General features: G+C 62.3%; 17 protein-coding genes. 7 read left to right on the plus strand and 10 right to left on the minus strand.

What is annotated here, in order from left to right:
* Positions 1-65: 65 nt before the first annotated feature.
* A complete protein-coding gene (locus FDQ92_RS00195) occupies positions 66-2075 on the minus strand; it encodes a hypothetical protein (RefSeq protein ID WP_137422730.1) in 2010 nt (669 codons plus the stop codon).
* Positions 2076-2258: 183 nt separating this feature from the next.
* Here FDQ92_RS00195 and FDQ92_RS00200 point away from each other — a divergent pair, with 183 nt between their 5' ends.
* The 4 genes from FDQ92_RS00200 to FDQ92_RS16365 all read left to right on the plus strand — a co-directional run bounded on the left by FDQ92_RS00200 (position 2259) and on the right by FDQ92_RS16365 (position 5498).
* Positions 2259-2558 carry a FeoA family protein gene (locus FDQ92_RS00200; RefSeq protein WP_137422731.1) on the plus strand — a complete coding sequence of 100 codons (300 nt, stop codon included), beginning with the start codon at positions 2259-2261 and terminating at the stop codon, positions 2556-2558.
* Positions 2559-2792: 234 nt separating this feature from the next.
* Positions 2793-3032: a FeoA family protein gene (locus tag FDQ92_RS00205; RefSeq protein ID WP_137422732.1), complete on the plus strand. Its 240-nt coding sequence runs from the start codon at positions 2793-2795 to the stop codon at positions 3030-3032.
* Positions 3032-5272, plus strand: coding sequence for a ferrous iron transport protein B (gene feoB / locus FDQ92_RS00210; RefSeq protein WP_137422733.1), 2241 nt, complete (start codon positions 3032-3034; stop codon positions 5270-5272). The genes FDQ92_RS00205 and feoB overlap by 1 nt, the downstream gene beginning before the upstream one ends.
* A 13-nt stretch (positions 5273-5285) precedes the next feature.
* Positions 5286-5498, plus strand: a complete 213-nt coding sequence (locus FDQ92_RS16365; protein ID WP_137422734.1) for a FeoB-associated Cys-rich membrane protein — start codon at positions 5286-5288, stop codon at positions 5496-5498.
* Here the strand turns inward: FDQ92_RS16365 and FDQ92_RS00220 are convergent.
* The 8 genes from FDQ92_RS00220 to FDQ92_RS00255 all read right to left on the minus strand — a co-directional run bounded on the left by FDQ92_RS00220 (position 5432) and on the right by FDQ92_RS00255 (position 13241).
* Entirely contained in the window at positions 5432-6304 is an 873-nt protein-coding gene (locus FDQ92_RS00220; protein WP_137422735.1) for a tRNA (adenine-N1)-methyltransferase, read from the minus strand. The two genes, FDQ92_RS16365 and FDQ92_RS00220, sit on opposite strands and share 67 nt — an antisense overlap.
* A 102-nt stretch (positions 6305-6406) precedes the next feature.
* Positions 6407-6904, minus strand: a complete 498-nt coding sequence (locus FDQ92_RS00225) for a rubrerythrin family protein (protein ID WP_137422736.1) — start codon at positions 6902-6904, stop codon at positions 6407-6409.
* A 48-nt stretch (positions 6905-6952) separates the two neighbouring features.
* On the minus strand, positions 6953-7969 hold the full coding sequence (locus FDQ92_RS00230; RefSeq protein ID WP_170180112.1) for a DUF3419 family protein: 1017 nt from the start codon (positions 7967-7969) through the stop codon (positions 6953-6955).
* A gap of 38 nt (positions 7970-8007) precedes the next feature.
* Positions 8008-8340, minus strand: coding sequence for a hypothetical protein (locus FDQ92_RS00235; protein WP_137422738.1), 333 nt, complete (start codon positions 8338-8340; stop codon positions 8008-8010).
* Positions 8341-8672: 332 nt separating this feature from the next.
* Positions 8673-9437, minus strand: coding sequence for a PIG-L deacetylase family protein (locus FDQ92_RS00240; protein WP_137422739.1), 765 nt, complete (start codon positions 9435-9437; stop codon positions 8673-8675).
* 70 nt (positions 9438-9507) lie between these two features.
* Positions 9508-10809, minus strand: a complete 1302-nt coding sequence (locus FDQ92_RS00245; RefSeq protein ID WP_246042009.1) for a glycosyltransferase — start codon at positions 10807-10809, stop codon at positions 9508-9510.
* A gap of 85 nt (positions 10810-10894) precedes the next feature.
* On the minus strand, positions 10895-11923 hold the full coding sequence (locus FDQ92_RS00250) for a GNAT family N-acetyltransferase (protein ID WP_170180114.1): 1029 nt from the start codon (positions 11921-11923) through the stop codon (positions 10895-10897).
* A 31-nt stretch (positions 11924-11954) separates the two neighbouring features.
* A complete protein-coding gene (locus tag FDQ92_RS00255) occupies positions 11955-13241 on the minus strand; it encodes a CysS/YqeB C-terminal domain-containing protein (protein ID WP_137422742.1) in 1287 nt (428 codons plus the stop codon).
* A 91-nt stretch (positions 13242-13332) separates the two neighbouring features.
* On the opposite strand from FDQ92_RS00255, the gene FDQ92_RS00260 reads away from it, so the two are divergent.
* From FDQ92_RS00260 to FDQ92_RS00265, 3 genes are all read left to right on the plus strand, one after another.
* Positions 13333-13986 carry an HAD family hydrolase gene (locus FDQ92_RS00260; protein WP_137422743.1) on the plus strand — a complete coding sequence of 218 codons (654 nt, stop codon included), beginning with the start codon at positions 13333-13335 and terminating at the stop codon, positions 13984-13986.
* Positions 13987-14078: 92 nt separating this feature from the next.
* Entirely contained in the window at positions 14079-14204 is a 126-nt protein-coding gene (locus tag FDQ92_RS15830; RefSeq protein ID WP_281276828.1) for a hypothetical protein, read from the plus strand.
* Between the two features lie 119 nt (positions 14205-14323).
* Entirely contained in the window at positions 14324-15052 is a 729-nt protein-coding gene (locus tag FDQ92_RS00265; RefSeq protein ID WP_137422744.1) for a DUF72 domain-containing protein, read from the plus strand.
* 125 nt (positions 15053-15177) lie between these two features.
* On the opposite strand, the gene FDQ92_RS00270 is transcribed toward FDQ92_RS00265, so the two are convergent.
* On the minus strand, positions 15178-15660 hold the full coding sequence (locus tag FDQ92_RS00270) for a MarR family winged helix-turn-helix transcriptional regulator (protein WP_137422745.1): 483 nt from the start codon (positions 15658-15660) through the stop codon (positions 15178-15180).
* Positions 15661-15741: the final 81 nt, after the last annotated feature.

Consider the following 15741-nt stretch of genomic DNA (forward strand, 5'->3'; position numbering starts at 1 on the left):
ACACGGCGGGTTTCCGTCGCCCGCACCGTTCCACGTGGGGCGCTCCTGCGATGCGCACGGAAACTTCAGCAGAGCTCGTCCAGCAGGTTGGCCCAGGCGGCGTGGGATTGTGAGAGCAGGTCCCGGTCCGCACCCGGGCAGACCGAACCCGGAATTTCCGTACGCAGCCGGCGGCGCCAATAGACACCGAAAGGAACCCGTTTCCCTTCCAACTCCACCCAGGGAGACCGGCTTTCCATTTCATAGGGAATGGAAAGAAAGGCGGCTACCTGGGTGCCCGAATAGAGAAACGCCAGATTGTCCTTCCAGGAGGAATCGTAGGGGACAAAAGAGGTGCGCCGCCGCGTGCGAAGGCATTCCTCCAGGCGCATGGGGTGATGGGTGTCCGTCCAGGGTCTCAAGGCGAACAGCCGATACCGGTGATGGCTCCGAACGATCGCTTCCAAGGCGTCTTCACGTGGCACATCACCGCGACCGAAAACGCCCACCCCCTGGACTCGCCGGGCCTCCAGCTTCTCCAGTGCCGCCTTGAGGCTCGGCGAACGTTTCCGGCTGGAATCGTCCCAGAAGAGAACCACCGGAATGGTGTCGCCTCCATCCAGCCACTCCAAGAGAAGCGACAGGTAGCGGATATCACCGTCTCGCCGTGAAGAAATGAAGAACTTGTCGATCCACGGGAGGACCAACTCGTCGATTCGACCGGCATCGAGCCATTCCTGTCCCGTCCGGATCAACGCCCGGAGTCGACGGAAGCCGGCCGCCCAGCCGGCCCTTCGTTCTTCGGCCCAACGGCACAGGGCATAAGACGACCACGCCTGATGCGGAGCCACCGGGCCGCCCCAGGCGAACCGGGGGTCGTCGGGCTCGGCCGGCGACCGCCCACCGCTCCGGTACCCTTCCGGTCCACCCTCTCCGCCGCGGCTGAAATCCTTTTCCCATCCACCCACCAGGTCCCTTATCCGCTCCTGGCTCACGGCAAAGGCGAGCCTCGGACCGACCAGCCTTTCGTACCAGCATTCCCAGAGGGCCTTCACCAGCCCTTCACCGGCGCCTTCATCGGCCGCAACGCACCCGGTACGCTCGTCCACACGCGCCCGGAATGCCTCCCACGCCGAAGGCGATGGAAACTGCTCCACGAGAGATGGAAAGGCCCACCCGCCCATGGCGCCCAATGTTGCGTTGTGGCAGCTCAACACCACCCGGTGTACGGCCCCGCTCACTCCGACGGCCAGCTTGCGCACGGCCTCCAATTCCTGCACCTGCTTCCGGAAAAGTGCGTCCATGAGAGCAAGCGTGAGCCGTCCGAAGCCGTCCCAGTACACCCGCGTGAAAGGAACGAAGGCCCTCGGCCGGGACCCGCATCGAAGATCCGCAGGCGGCAGGAAGACGGGACGCATAACCGTTCGCCACCTGCTCTTTCGGAACCGGTGGATCTTCATTCCGTAACGATCGAAAAACACAGCGGAAAGATCCCTGAGCGTCGGCTCCTTCCACCCGCGCGACGGCCCGTCGCGGACCAGCCGCCGGACCAGAAGCCTCAGGCTCCGCCGCGCCTCCGGCTTTCCAGCAAGCGGGCGCCTGGCGCTGAAAAGAGCGGTGAGTGTACCCAGGAACGGACCAAGGGGGTAGGATCGTTCGGTGATCTTCTTCACGTCGACCGGAGATCGAAAGGAAAGACCTCTTCCCGCCGTAAGCCGCACCATTTCCGGTCCCCGGTCACTTCCGAGAAAGGCCAGCCACTCCAAAAGATGCTCCATGGCGGCAGGCGGCACACGCCCCTTGTCGGGAAACCGCCACAGAAAGTGGAGGCATTCCCGCTGGTGGCGACATTCGTCGGCTACCGGCGGGTGGAACAACAGACGCAGAGCGCCTTCCCGTGTGGAAGCCCGGGCGCTTCCGCACAAGGCCAGCAGCCGCCGCCAGTCGCCGGGCTGCAGCGATCCCTGCCGGCGAAGTCTTTCTTCCAGGACCTCCAACAGGTCCCGCCCGGAATCCATCATGGGACCGCTCCCGTCCCCTTCGAGACCCGATGCCTTGGAACGGATCCCGCCGTTTCTGATCGTCCCGCCCATCATGACCCATCATTTAATGAATTCCGTCTTCCGATTTCAAGAAATGAGACACCGCCGCGCCGCTCTTTCCGGGTGCGCTGACCTTCGACATTGCTTCAGGAGTCCGCCTTTTCCGCCGAAAAGGTGTTGACTCGGCCAAAAGTTCGGATTAACTAATCTTTGCATTTCGCGGCCAGGAGGTTGTTTATGTGGCGATGTTGGAGCGGCAAGGTTATTCCACGGTTTGAAGGAAACGAAAAGGAAGCACCCGGTTTGCTGCCCCTTTCACACGTGGAACCGGGCAGGCGGGTCAAGGTCAAACGCATCGAAGGCGGAAGAAATCTTTGCGCTCGGATGGCGGCTCTGGGGATTTATCCGGGATCGGAACTGGAACTGTTGTGCGCAGCCTGCGACGCCCCGTGTATGGTGCGGGTCCATGGCGGCACGTTGAGCCTCGGCGCGGGGGTTTCTCGGAAGATCCTGGTTTCTATAGATCTCGCAGTCTAGGAGCATGTCCGAGAGTCGGTTTCAGGTCTCTTTTGCAGGAGCCGCCTTGCCGGCAACTCGAATCGCGGCCAAGGCCGCTCCTACAAAGGCTTTCTTCGCGGCCACCGGCCGCTTTTTTTTCGGTGTCTTAAGTTAGCGGAAGCTAACTCAAACCTCAACAGGGCGGACCCGCCGTGACGCCCTGGAATCGTTCCGTTTCCGATGCATCGGTTGAAAGGAGGCGTTCAGCAGATCATGCCCACCGTAATGCTGCGACACATGCTTTCGGGTCAGCGCGGCGTTGTTTCCAAGGTCATCGCCAACGGTGAACTGGGGCGGCGTATCCGCGACATGGGCCTGGTTCCCGGAACACCGATCATGATCCAAGGACGAGCCCCATTGAAGGATCCCGTGGCGGTTCGCGTCCGGAATTTCACGCTGACGCTTCGAAACAACGAGGCGGATTTCATTCACGTGGAGGTTGAAGATCACTGATGGGCCCGATCAACCGATCCGAAATCCTCATCGCCCTTGCGGGGAATCCCAACAGTGGGAAGTCGACCCTGTTCAACGCCATCACCGGAGCCCGCCAGCACGTGGGCAATTACCCGGGAATCACCGTAGAGAAGAAAGAAGGGTTCTACGACTTCAACGGCCGCTCGCTTCGGCTCGTGGACCTTCCCGGGACCTATTCCCTCACCGCCTATTCCCTGGAAGAACGGGTCGCCCGCGAACTTCTGGCCAACGAACGGCCGGCGGCGGTCATCAACGTCGTGGATGCGTCCAACCTCGAGCGCAACCTCTACCTCACCGTTCAGATACTCGAAATGGGGATCCCCGTCATCGTGGCGCTCAACATGGTGGACGTGGCCAAGGGGCGCGGCATCGAAATCGATGCGCAGCTGTTGGCTGAACGCCTCGGTTTTCCGGTGGTACCCACAGTCGCCAGAAGAGGAGAAGGCAAGACCGAGTTGATGGAAAAGGTGCTGGCCTTCGCCGATGAGAACCAGCGGCGGGAACCGCTAAGGCTGTATTACGGGCCGGACATCGATCCCGTCCTGGACGACATGGAACGGGAGATCGCCGCTTCCGGTTTCCTCACCGAGGTCTATCCTCCCCGCTGGACGGCGCTCAAGTACCTGGAAGCCGACGAACAGATCCTAGACGCGGGAAACGCAGCCGATCCCGAAGTCTCGCGAAGGCTCCTGGAAAAGGCACACCGGGTGACCGAACACATCAAGGCCACCCTGGACAGCTACCCGGAAGCGATCATCGCCGACCACCGCTACGGCTTCATCACGGCTCTGCTCAAGGGCGGCGTGGTCCGGAAGAGCCCGCGAGCGGACCGCCTCTATCTTTCGGACCAGATCGACAAGGTCCTCACCAATCGCTTTTTCGGCCCGTTGGTGATGGTGCTCATCCTGTACGCCGTCTACCAGTTCACCTTCCGCTACAGCGAAATCCCGGTAAACCTTCTGGAAAAGGTCTTTTCGGCTCTCGGCGACTGGTGCCTGGCCACGCTCCCGGAAGGCCCCCTGCGGTCGCTTCTCGTTTCCGGAATCATCGACGGCGTGGGCGGGGTGCTCGGATTCGTGCCGCTCATCGTCTTCATGTTCTTCGCCATCGCGTTTCTCGAAGACACCGGCTACCTGGCCCGCTGCGCCTACATGCTGGACCGGATCTTCCGCATCTTCGGCCTCCATGGCAACTCTTTCATGGCCTATATCATTTCGGGAGGCATCGCCGGAGGGTGCGCCGTGCCGGGAGTGATGGCCACGCGCACGCTCAGGAGTTCCCGAGAACGGCTGGCGACCCTGCTCACCGTGCCCTTCATGAACTGCGGCGCCAAGCTGCCGGTGTTCGCCTTGCTCATCGCGAGCTTCTTCAGCGAACACCGAGCCCAGATGATGTTTCTCCTCACGATCCTTTCCTGGTCTATGGCGCTGTTTCTGGCCAAGCTGATCCGCGTGACGCTGCTGAAGGGTCCGAGCACCCCCTTCCTGCTCGAACTCCCCCCATACCGCCTCCCCACCTTCAAGGGACTGCTCATCCATACCTGGGAACGGACATGGCAATACATCCAGAAGGCCGGGAGCGTCATCCTCGCCATCAGCATCCTGCTATGGGCGCTCATGACCTACCCCGGGCTCCCGGAAGAGCGGCGGGAGGCTTTCCAGGCGGAACGGCTGGCCGTGGTGGAGGCGCTGCCTTCCCCGTATCGGGAAGCGGCGGCTTCAGGGGAGCCGCCGGATGCCGGAGCGCCTCCAGCCGTTCGAGCCGCCTGGGAACGGTTGAGGGCCTTGGACGCCGGCGAGTCTCGGGACGCGCTGATGTATTCCTTTGCCGGCCGCATGGGCCGGAGCCTCGAAGCCTTAACCCGCTGGTGCGGCTTCGACTGGCGGACCAACGTGGCCCTGGTGGGAGGATTCGCCGCCAAGGAGGTCATCATTTCAACCCTTGGGACGGCCTACTCCCTGGGCGAAACGGATTCCGAAGAAAGCCTTTCCCTGAGCCGGCGGCTGCAAAAAGATCCGCAATGGAACCCGCTGGTGGCCCTCACGGCCATGGTTTTCATCATGCTGTATTCGCCCTGCTTTGTCACCGTCACCTGCATCGTGAAGGAGTCCGGAACCTGGAAATGGGGGCTCTTTTCCATGGTGTTCAGCACGACCATCGCCTTCATCCTGGCCGTTCTCTTGTACCAGATAGGAAGGGCTCTAGGGTTCGGCGCGTAAAGGATTGCATCCCATGTGGCAGGAAGTCGTCATAGGCGTGTTGGTGGTGGCCACGGCCGGGTACGTGGCCCGCCATTTTTTAAGGATTTTCCGGGCGCAGACGCCTCACTGCCCAGGATGTGCGGGGTGTTCCGGGGGCGCGGCGGAACGCTGCGATCCTTACGGAAAGTCGGGGGCGGAAGGTTGCGCGTGTGAGAACGGTTCCCGTTCCCCTTCTTCCAGATAATTCTCGAGCCGTGGAAAGTCTTCGGCGCCGTTTTGCCGGAACACTTTCTTGGCCACGGTAATGAAGCCGGTGTGGGCTACCATACGGTCTTCGGGGCGCGCCCGCCGTTCGTCGACCTTCCAGTCGCGCTTTAGGAGTTCGAAGGTATTGATGTTGGCGAACCCGTTCAGGCGCAGTTCCCGGTAGGTCAACTGCACCTGCCCCACGTTGGGGCTGAGGGACACGAGGAGCCCTCCGGTCTTGATGAAGGCGCTGACGGGAGCCACCGCCTGCCAGGGTTCGGGAAGATCGAGAATGACGCGATCCGCCTGCACCTTCAGATGGACGGTTTCGATGTCCCCGACGATGAGGTCGTGCCAGGCGGGGGAGCATCCAAAGAACCTGGTGATGTTCCTGGAGGCCAGCCGGGCGAATTCGATGCGTCTTTCCACGGAAATGAGCCGACCTTCGGTTCCCACGGCGCGGATCAGGGCCAGGGCCAGGGCTCCCGAACCGATGCCGGACTCCAGCACCGTTACGCCGGGCCGGATGTCCCCGTAGACGAGGATGGCTCCGATGTCTTTGGGATAGATGATTTGAGTCTGCCGTTTCAGTTTGAAGATGAAGTCGGCGAGAGACGGGCGATAAAGAAACAGCTTGGCGCCCTTGGATGTTTCCAGCCATTCTCCTTCTTCCCGGCCGATGACGTCTTTGAGATGGACGGTTCCAAGGTGTGCGCTGAAAGGCGCATCGGTCACCCGGACCATCCAGGACTTTCCCTTCTGGGACGTGAGAAGCACCCATTCGCCGGGCACAAATCCGCTCATTGAGCCTCCAAGTCCGGATCGGGCCGGCCGCGGGGAACCGGCGGCGACTTCTTGGCGATCCGGTCCGACTTTTAATTCTTCAATGGAAAACGGTCCCCGCTCTCAGCGGACCGCCTTGAAATCTTCCGCCGGGTTGGCGCAGTTGGGACAGGCTTCGGGAAGGACGGCGTCTTCCACCCAGCCGCAATGGCGGCAAACGTAATAGGTGGTCGTCCGGTCAGCCACCATATGACCCAGGGCGTGCTTGTAGAGTTTGGCGTGGCGTTCTTCGGCGTTTCGAGCCCAGGTCAGGTGCCGCACAGCCGCTTCGTCTTCCGCAGCCCATGCCGCCTTGAGCAGTTCCGGATAGGCCACCTCGTTCACGAACGACTCCTGTTCGAAGGCGTACCGAAGGTTTTCCTCCGTGGTTGCAATCACTTCGATCAGCTTCGAATGGTTTCGTGCATGCACGGCTTCGGCTTCCGAAATAGCCCTGAAAAGAGCCGCGATCTGAGGGTAGCCTTCTTCTTCCGCTCTTTCGGCGAAAGCCTGCAGCCGGAAGAAGGCCCGTGCTTCGCCCGTGAAGGCGGCCATCAGCAGTTCTTTTCGTTTTTCGTTCATAACACCTCCTGAAACAGCTCAGGGTCGCCTCGATGCACCCCTCGGCCCTCAGCGGCGCTGAAACATCAACAGCGTATGCCGCCACCGGGTTCCCGAAAGGTAACGGGAGCGGATCTCCAGGGGAACCATGGAACCGGAAAACCCCGCTTCTTCCAAGATCTTGAATTCTGAAAGCCGTTCCCGAAAAGCGGCTGTCCCGCAGCCCTGAAAGGCATAGAAGCCAGCCGTCCCGCCCGGGGTGACGGTCCGGGCCAAAAGGCGAGTCAATGCGACCAGGAACGCTTCGTAGCCGCCTTCATCGCCCGACGCCGCAAAATCGGCTCGAACGTATTCCAGAACATTGGAACCATACACCAGGTCGAACTCTCCAGTGCCTCCCGCAAGGAATGCTTCCAGGGAACAGGGAAAAAGCGGGTACGGGCGGGCGCTTCGTTTCCAGCGCTCGAACTCTTCCCTGTCGGCCAGAAGGGGCATCCGATCCGGGCACAACAGGTCCGTCGGGCGAAGGAGCGACGAAAAGGGGCTGGCTTCCGGGTGGAACCGCGCCTCCCAGTACGCGCGAGCCGAAGCTGAAACGAGAGGTTTCAGCCGGTCCCAGACGAGGGCTTCGAGGTTCCGGTCGACATCGGATGGAACGCCCAGGTCGCGAAGGAAACCGACCGCCCTTCTTTCCCCGCCCAGGAAGAACCGGAGAAACTCCTCCCATCGGCAGGTCTTGAGGGCCGCCCGCTTGAGTTCGTTCACATGGCAGGCGGTATGGGCCACATCCACGGCCGCGAGGCGCGCCGCACCGCGCGATAGGAAAAAGAGGGGCACATCACCGCTTCCGGCGATGCACAAGACCGACCTTCCGGCGATCCGGAAGGTGTCCGGAGCCACCCAGGGATATTCGGTAGCCCAGAGATAGGGCGCGGCATCCGGGTTAAACGTACGGTCGGCGGGTCCGTTCAAAGGATCGGGCGGTCGCCCTGCCAAGCGCCGGTGACGTTCTTCCTGCCTCCGAGCGGCATCCCGCCAGTCGTCGGGCCCGCTTTTTGCCGCCGTTCGGGCTGAAGGTCCGCGCAAATCGCTTCTCCGAGCTCCCGTCCCTTTCCAGGCGTGGATCAGAGCTTGATCTGAAGCACGTCCAAGAGGTCGTCGGCATAGTTGATGATATAGTCCCGCTGCGCCTTGGTGGCGTACCCGATGCATTGACACCGCAGCGTCTGCGCGCTCCGGATCAACCACTCGAAACCGACCTGCCGGCGGTTCAGGTTCACCGCAAAGTAGAACGGGCGGCACCCGGCATGTTCCCGCTGCCGCTCGCTGTAGAGCTCCTCGGGGATTTCGACCCGGTAAACCCCTTCCATGGCCGTACCGTCCGTATTCGCGTCAAGGTAATCTCGGATCCGTTCGTAATCAGATTCGCGGAGCTGATCGATAACATACTGCTTCATCGTGTGCTCACTCCTCCAAAGACCCCTATCGCGGCTTGTCGGCGACCCCTATCGCGGCCAAGGCCGTTCCTACAAAGATCTCCATCGCGGCCAAAGCCGCTCCACCAAAGATCGCTTTCGCGACCTATTTATTTTTGTAGGAGCCGGCTTGCCGGCGATCAAGGTCAACGCGGCATTGCCTGTTTTACTGGTCGCGGGCAAGCCCGCTCCTACCGATAGCAGAAAACCGGGCCGGTCGCCTTGACGGAAAACCGGGCCGGTCGCCTTGACGGAAAACCGGGCCGGTCCCCTGTAGGGGCGCAGCCACGCTGCGCCCTGACTTGCCGGCGACTTCAAACGGACAAACGATCTGCAGGTGCTCGACCACACAGGCCCAACCGGCACTTTTCCCCGCCCGGCGTTCGCAAAGGGATTTCCACACGGTGAAAGGCTTCCGCCAGTTCGTAGGTTTCGCCTTGGGCCATGGCACGGCACCGATCCCTGAGCCAGCTTTCCAGGTCCGGCCACGGGAGTTCCCTCACCTGGCTTTCGTGGCAGCGGAGTGCGGCCAGCTTGGTTTCGAAGGTGCTCGTGATGTCCACCCGGTGGTTGACGTCCTCGGAGGCCCAAAGGAGCACTTCGCGCACCTTGTGGGGCTCAAGCCCTTCTTCGAGCAGGTCGGGATAGGCCAGGTGGTCCCTTGCGTAGGGAAAGACCGCATCCAGAACCACCTGACCGACGATCCGGTGGTCCCGATGCCACAGGTAGCGGCGGTAGGGGTCGGAGGTGATGACGGTCGCCGGGCGGTAGGTCCGAATCATGCGCACCAGGTGTTTTCGAAACTCGAAAGAATCCTCCAGTTGCTGATCCGGGTAGCCCAGGAAGGCCACGTCGCTCAAGCCCAGCAGCCGCGCGGCGGCCATCTGTTCTTCCCGGCGCATGGCGGCAAGCCTTTCCGGTGACAGACTGCGGTCGCTGGTTCCCTTCTCGCCGTCGGTGCAAACAACGTACGCCACCGACCGGCCTGCCTTCCGAAACCGGGCTACCGTGCCCGCCGCACCAAATTCTGCATCGTCCGGATGAGCCGTTATCACCAATACATCGACCTGGAGTGTCACGCCTCGCCTCCTCTTTCACGGTTTACAGCATCCCCTTTGAACGACTCCGCTCGGCACCGGCTGCCGGCTTTCAGCTGCTGGCCCTGACTTCCGCAACATGGAGCATCCGGCGGCATTCCAGGCACAACCCGGCGGGCCACCGCCCGGCGTGCGCTTCGGCCCGCGCCGCCCAGTCCCGGAGCAGTTTCCGGTATTCCGCGCAGACAGCTTTCGCGATGGCCCGCCATTCGTACGCGAGCACCGTTTCCCGGATGGAAGCGGGGTTTGCCTGTCGCGTCCCCCGCCAGTGCAGCCCTTTCAGAAGGGCTTCCGCCAGGGACTCCGACCGATTGTCACGGGTCAGGAAACCGTTCACGCCGTCCGCGATCAACGCCTTCATGGCGCCCACCGGGGTCGCGACCACCGGCGTTCCGCAGGCCAAGGCTTCCAGCGCCACCAGCCCGAAACTTTCGTAGTAGGAAGGCACGACCAAGACATCCGCCGCGGCGTAATATCGGGGAAGTGCTTCCTGAGGCATTCGGCCGCAAAAGACCACCCGGTCCTGGATGGCCAGGTCCGCGCAGAGTTTCCCATAGACCCCGGCGCTTCCACCGGAACCGCCCTCCCCGCCGACCAGCGCGACGTGGAACGCCGCTTGGGTCTTGAGCCGCGCCACGGCTTCCAGGAATCTTTCGATTCCCTTGATGGGGTCGAACCGGCCCACAAAGAGGACCAGGGGAAGCTCCGGCGCGAGCCCCAGTCCGCTCCTGGCCGCTCGGCGATCCAGAAGCCTGAATCGCTCGAGATCCACCCCGCAGGGGACGACGCGGACGCTTCGGGAGGCCGCACCGGAATCTCGGATCAGTTCCTCCCGTTCACCGGCCGTGGCCGTGAACACCCGATCACAGCAAACCGCCAGGTGCCGTTCCGCCCTCACACGCATTTCGGGCTCCCTGGCCGTTCCCAGGGCACGGTCTTTCAATGCGCCCAAGGTGTGAAACATCACGACGTGAGGTACTTTCCAGCGCCGGCTCAGCGCCTGGCCCGCCAGACCGGAAAGCCAGTAATGGCTGTGCACCAGGTCGTAGTCCAGATCCCGCTCCCGCCGGTGGCGCTCGATGGATTCCAAAAACGCCGGCACCTGCCGGTGGAGATCACACGGGCTTCCCGAGCCGTCTTCCCCGGCATCCAGGTGGATCACCCGGACACCTTCGGACGGCCTTTCCACTGCGGCTCGCTCCGGTCCGCGGCGGCGGGTGTAGATGTCGATTTCGTAGCCGGCGGCGCCGAGGTGCCTCGAAAGCTCCCGAATATAGACACTCATCCCTCCCGTGTCCCGGGTCCCCAGTTCCCCCAGGGGGCTCGAATGCATGCTGATGACCGCCACCCTCATTGTCTTCAAATCGCGCTGCTTCATCCCCGCCGTGGCCGTCCCCTTTCCCGTCAAGCGTCGTGCCCGCACCTCAACCTCAAACGCCTCAGTCCCGCCCGTATCCGCCGGGAAACCTCACCCGGTACCTCAACAGTTCAATTTCACGCCCGCCCAGCCGCTGCTTGTAGGCTTCCGCACCCTTCAGAAAATCGTACCTGGAAAGCCCCGTCTCAATGGCGTCTTTCAGGCTCAACACCTTGCTCAACAGCCCGACACTCAATCGACGCTCCGTCGCGTCGTATCCGTTGTTGTACAGATACCGCACCCCCGCATGATCGAAGCACAGGGCCGACGCCACGGGACGCCCGTTGAGGTCCAGGAAAAAGAGGCGAAGCAGCCCGGCCCGGGAAAGCGCCCCGGAAAGCGCTCGGAAGTAGGCGGCCATGCGAGGCGTCATGAAGGCCGCCTTGTCGTCGCGGTTCATCCCGAAAAGGGAGATGAAGGTTTCGATCGCACCCGAGACCTGAGACAGGCTTTCCACTTTTCGGAAGCCGACGTTTCCCGCTTCCTCGAACCGCCGCAGTTTTCGGCGGAGTTCATGCCGCTCTTTCCCGGTGAGCCCTGACAGGAAGTCTTCCCAGCTATCCGGGAGTTCCAGTTCCGAGGAAACGGCTTCCGAAGCGACTTCCCAGTCGAACCCGAGGCTTCGGGCTGCGTCCCCTAGGTGGCGAGCCACGGCGGAATCCGACCGCACCGGTCCCAGGTCCAGTTCACCGGCGCCGCCGGCCCCAAGGAAGCCGAGCAGCTCGCGCAAAAACTCCCGCTCCCTTCCCGGTTCGATCACTCCGTCGAAGTAGTCGCAGACGTCCGGGTCACCCAGGAAGGCGAACCTGTTCCGCGCCGGGCCCGTTGCGAGCGGAGCGATGCCGACGATGCGGTCCTTTTCGCGAAGCACCGCCAGGAAAGGCTCGATCCCTTGTCCCAGCGTCTCGAGCCAGGCTTCGATCCACGGGGGGATCACAAACGGGCAGTTCCAGTTCAGGTGCGCCCCTTCCCGGTCCCACAGCGCCATAAACGTTTCCCAATCCACCGGCTCGATCCGGTGACTCGTCGCTGCATCCGCCGAGTTCTTCATCAGCTCTTCCAAAAGACAACGCCCGTTATCGTCACACCGGCCCGCGAACCCCCGCTGAAGCCGATTCATTCAGTTCCCACCGAGGCCCCTCCGGAGTGTCTTCCACCCTGACGCCGCCGCGGTTCAAGGCGTCTCGAATACGGTCCGCTTCGGACCATCGCTTCTCAGACCGATACGTTTCGCGAAGCTCCAGCAGCGCCTCGACCACCGGCGAAAGACACTCCACCCTGCTTCGAGGGAGCCGTTCCACCACGACGCCGAAACGCACCATGAGCTCCCGGTAGCGTTCCCGCCCCTGGGATATCAGCTCCGGGTTTTCCCGGTCCGATTGCGCCTGCCACAGAAGCCGGTCCATGTCAAGGATCACCGCGACCATCCGACGCGCATCCCCCCGTTCCGCTCCATCGTCGAAACGCGCCTCCATCGCCCGAACCCGGTCCCAGAACGATCCCTCGTCCGCCCCGGAAGGCGCCTCCAGGAGCTGCGTTGAAACGCGGGCCATGGGATTCCAGGGCTCCGCACCCCGAACGCCGCTCAGAAGGTCCAAATGAAACGCCTCCCCGGAATCTAACCTAATCTCACGGCCCCCGCTTCGGACCGTCACCCGGCCGATCCCGCGAACCTCCGCCCGCCGGGTTTCAAGGTCCATGAGGCAGGCCGTGTGTTCGTCCAACCCGAGAATGGTGACACCGGCATCCAGCTGCCTTTCCAGTTCCCGAAACCGAGGCTCCCCCATGTAGCAGAACCGCGTGTCGTGCGTGCCGCCTTCGGCATTATTCCAATGAGGGACGACGACCATGTGGAAGCCGAAACGGCCGAGGAGGTCCAGACCTTCCACCCAGTGAGGGGGTTCGCCCACCTTGTAGATTTCGTAGACGGGAAGCGTCCGGCAGCCCAGGGTCAGCGCTGCGGCGCTCGCCGCCACAAGGCAGGCGCCTTCCTGCAGGCGCCGGTGGAAAATCTCCGGGATGGGAGTCCCCATCCACTGCTTGACCGCGTAGGTGGGGCTTCCCGGCCCAATGAGGATATAATCGGCTTCCCTCAACGACCGGTAAACCCGCTCCCTCTCATGCGGTTCAGCTGTTGCCTTCGACTTGAAGGAAACGGTATGGAGAGGATGGCCGACGTGCTTTCGAAAGTAGTGCGCGGCCCTTTCGGCCAGCTCGTCGGCATTCAATTGGAAACCGGCCGGCGTGTCCAGGAACACGGCCTGCGGGTTCCCGCCCAGCCCACGGAGAAGTTCCTTGTGCACTTCAACCATGGTGGAGGTCAGTTCGCCCGATCCCATGAGAGCGATGATTCCCCTGCGTGAGGTCATCGTGGTACCCTCGTTTGAACCTTGGAGAAGCAAATTGCCCACAGTTTAAGCACTTGGAGCCCATTCGTCGACCTCCGGGAGGTGCAACCTTATGATTCAGGCGGTGCTATTCGATTTTGGACGAGTCATTTCCGCTCAGAAACCGGCGTCGCTTTTCCGCGCCTATGAAAACGACCTGGGGCTTGAGCCCGGAACGATCAATCGTGTCATGTTCGAATGCCAAGCCTGGAACAGGACGCTCGTGGGAGAGATCTCCCTCGACGACTACTGGCGGACCGTCGGGCCGAAACTCAACCTCCGTTCCCCCGAAGCGATCCGAGCTTTCCGCCGGCGCTATCGCGAAGATGAACGGCCGAACCTGGAGGTTATTCGGATCATCGGGAAGCTGAAAGACGCCTGCCGCCTGGCGGTGCTTTCCAACTCCCCGCCGGGACTTCTGCGCTGGCTCGCAGACTGGCGGATCGACCATCACTTCCACGTCATTTTCTGTTCCGGAGACGAAGGCATCGCGAAACCCGACCCTCGTGCCTACCTCCAGACCCTCGACAGGCTGGCCGTCGCCCCCGACCGGGCGGTCTTCGTGGACGATGCGCCCGAAAACGTCCAGGCGGCCCGCCGGATCGGCCTCCACGCGATCCTTTTCGAAAACGCCGCCGCTCTCGAAGGCGCTCTCTCGCGTTGGCTTTCCATCCCGCCCGCCGGTGAAGGCGGACCGGTAAGAGCTTGTCCAAAAACAAGCTCATGAAAGTCGGGCCCTGAGGTTTCTTGTTACTGTTCCATGGGCTTAGACCGGCGCATCAGCATGGACGATCCGACCAAGGAAGCGGGAGGTGACTCGTGAGTCTTCGCAGGTTCCTTCCGGAGGGCGGCAACATCGTGGTGATCGGCTGCGGGCGACTCGGATCGCATATCGCCGGCGCGCTACGGCGGGCGGCATCAAGCAGTTTCGCGTTCTTCTGCTGACGAAGTCCGCCGGGTGGGAAGTGCAGCGCACCCTGCTTCCCCGCACGGCCGTTGTGGAACGAATGGAGATGGGAAACGGCCGTCCGTAATACGATCCTTCCACTTTTCGGCAGGAAGCCATGAGCCGCCCCGACCTGAGAATCGGCACCTCCGGCTGGAACTACCCGCACTGGAGAGGCCGCTTTTACCCCGAGTCCCAACCCAAGGCCCGGTGGCTGGAGTACTACAGCTCCCGGTTCGACACGGTCGAAGTCAACGCCACCTTCTACCGCCTTCCACGCCCGTCCACCTTCGAAGGCTGGAAGCACCGAACGCCCGACGGTTTTCTCTGGGCCGTCAAGGCCAGCCGTTTCATCACGCACATAAAGCGCCTGAAGGACGTGGACGAGCCGCTCGCCCGGTTCCGGGAATCCGTTGCGATGCTTGGAGAAAAGTCGGGGCCCGTCCTGTTTCAACTGCCCCCAGGCCTCCATTTCGACGAGGCGCTGGTGCGCGATTTCCTGGACCGGCTGGACCCCGGTCTCCGGCACGCCGTCGAAGTCCGCCATCGTTCCTGGATCGAAGACCGGTTCTTTCAACTCCTGGAAGAACGAAACATCGCCTTCTGTATCGCCGACACCGCCGGGCGCTACCCGCTGCACGAAGCGGTGACAGCGGATTTCGTCTACCTGCGCCTGCACGGCTCCCGGGAACTGTATCGGTCTCCCTACACCCGCGCCGAACTGGAAACCTGGGCCGCCCGGATCCGATCCTGGGCGCGCGACACCTTCGTCTACTTCGACAACGACTTCGAAGCCCACGCCGTGAGAAACGCCTTGGAACTCAAGGCGATCCTAGGCCTGTCCTGAATCGCATCCACCCGTTTGCCGTGCCCCAATCAGTTGCGTTCACCTCCCTCTCGCGTCGAAGCCGGCCCCGACACCCGAGCCAACCCCCCGACAGGTTTGCACCAAACTGATTTGCTGCGGCGCGATCAGGCCAGGACTTCCGCTCCGTGCTTTTCGCTGGGCAGTTCGTCCGGAGCGTCCTCACAGCCGAGCAGCGATACCAGTTTTTCGATGGCCCAGAGAATCCTTTCGACTTCTTCCTTTTCGAGCGCCTGCAGGCCTTCGACGAACCCCTGCTGCAACGGGTTCGGCGCCTGCTCGATGAACGCGACCCCGTTGTCGGTGATTTCCACGTGAATCTGGCGGCGGTCCTTGCTGATTCGCACGCGGCGCACCAGGTCCCGCCGTTCCAGGCGGTCGACGATCCCCGTTACGGTGCTGTTGTTGAGGTTCACGATCTTGGTGAGGGCGCCCAGAGAGATCGGCCCGTGTTCATAAATTTCCCGCAGGCAGATCAGCTGCGGCACGGTGATCTTGTAGTTTTCCTGGATGTACTTGGACCGCTTGTCCAGTTCACGCGCCATCTGGCGCAGCCGCTTGGTGATGTGGACAATCATGGAATCTACCATCTTGTTCCGTCTCCTGAATGGAAATCGCGCATCTATCCGCCGCAGACGCTTTCTGAGCGTCGCTTCTTACCCTATATAACC

It is taken from the genome of Desulfoglaeba alkanexedens ALDC, assembly GCF_005377625.1.
GTDB classification, from domain to species: Bacteria; Desulfobacterota; Syntrophobacteria; order Syntrophobacterales; family DSM-9756; genus Desulfoglaeba; species Desulfoglaeba alkanexedens.

What these genes read in the sequence shown, in the direction of transcription:
- FDQ92_RS00195 (WP_137422730.1), bottom strand. Translation starts at nt 2,075, where the DNA reads ATGATGGGCGGGACGATCAGAAACGGCGGGATCCGTTCCAAGGCATCG.
- FDQ92_RS00200 (WP_137422731.1), top strand. Translation starts at nt 2,259, where the DNA reads ATGTGGCGATGTTGGAGCGGCAAGGTTATTCCACGGTTTGAAGGAAAC.
- FDQ92_RS00205 (WP_137422732.1), top strand. Translation starts at nt 2,793, where the DNA reads ATGCCCACCGTAATGCTGCGACACATGCTTTCGGGTCAGCGCGGCGTT.
- feoB (WP_137422733.1), top strand. Translation starts at nt 3,032, where the DNA reads ATGGGCCCGATCAACCGATCCGAAATCCTCATCGCCCTTGCGGGGAAT.
- FDQ92_RS16365 (WP_137422734.1), top strand. Translation starts at nt 5,286, where the DNA reads ATGTGGCAGGAAGTCGTCATAGGCGTGTTGGTGGTGGCCACGGCCGGG.
- FDQ92_RS00220 (WP_137422735.1), bottom strand. Translation starts at nt 6,304, where the DNA reads ATGAGCGGATTTGTGCCCGGCGAATGGGTGCTTCTCACGTCCCAGAAG.
- FDQ92_RS00225 (WP_137422736.1), bottom strand. Translation starts at nt 6,904, where the DNA reads ATGAACGAAAAACGAAAAGAACTGCTGATGGCCGCCTTCACGGGCGAA.
- FDQ92_RS00235 (WP_137422738.1), bottom strand. Translation starts at nt 8,340, where the DNA reads ATGAAGCAGTATGTTATCGATCAGCTCCGCGAATCTGATTACGAACGG.
- FDQ92_RS00245 (WP_246042009.1), bottom strand. Translation starts at nt 10,809, where the DNA reads ATGAGGGTGGCGGTCATCAGCATGCATTCGAGCCCCCTGGGGGAACTG.
- FDQ92_RS00250 (WP_170180114.1), bottom strand. Translation starts at nt 11,923, where the DNA reads ATGAAGAACTCGGCGGATGCAGCGACGAGTCACCGGATCGAGCCGGTG.
- FDQ92_RS00255 (WP_137422742.1), bottom strand. Translation starts at nt 13,241, where the DNA reads ATGACCTCACGCAGGGGAATCATCGCTCTCATGGGATCGGGCGAACTG.
- FDQ92_RS00260 (WP_137422743.1), top strand. Translation starts at nt 13,333, where the DNA reads ATGATTCAGGCGGTGCTATTCGATTTTGGACGAGTCATTTCCGCTCAG.
- FDQ92_RS00265 (WP_137422744.1), top strand. Translation starts at nt 14,324, where the DNA reads ATGAGCCGCCCCGACCTGAGAATCGGCACCTCCGGCTGGAACTACCCG.
- FDQ92_RS00270 (WP_137422745.1), bottom strand. Translation starts at nt 15,660, where the DNA reads ATGGTAGATTCCATGATTGTCCACATCACCAAGCGGCTGCGCCAGATG.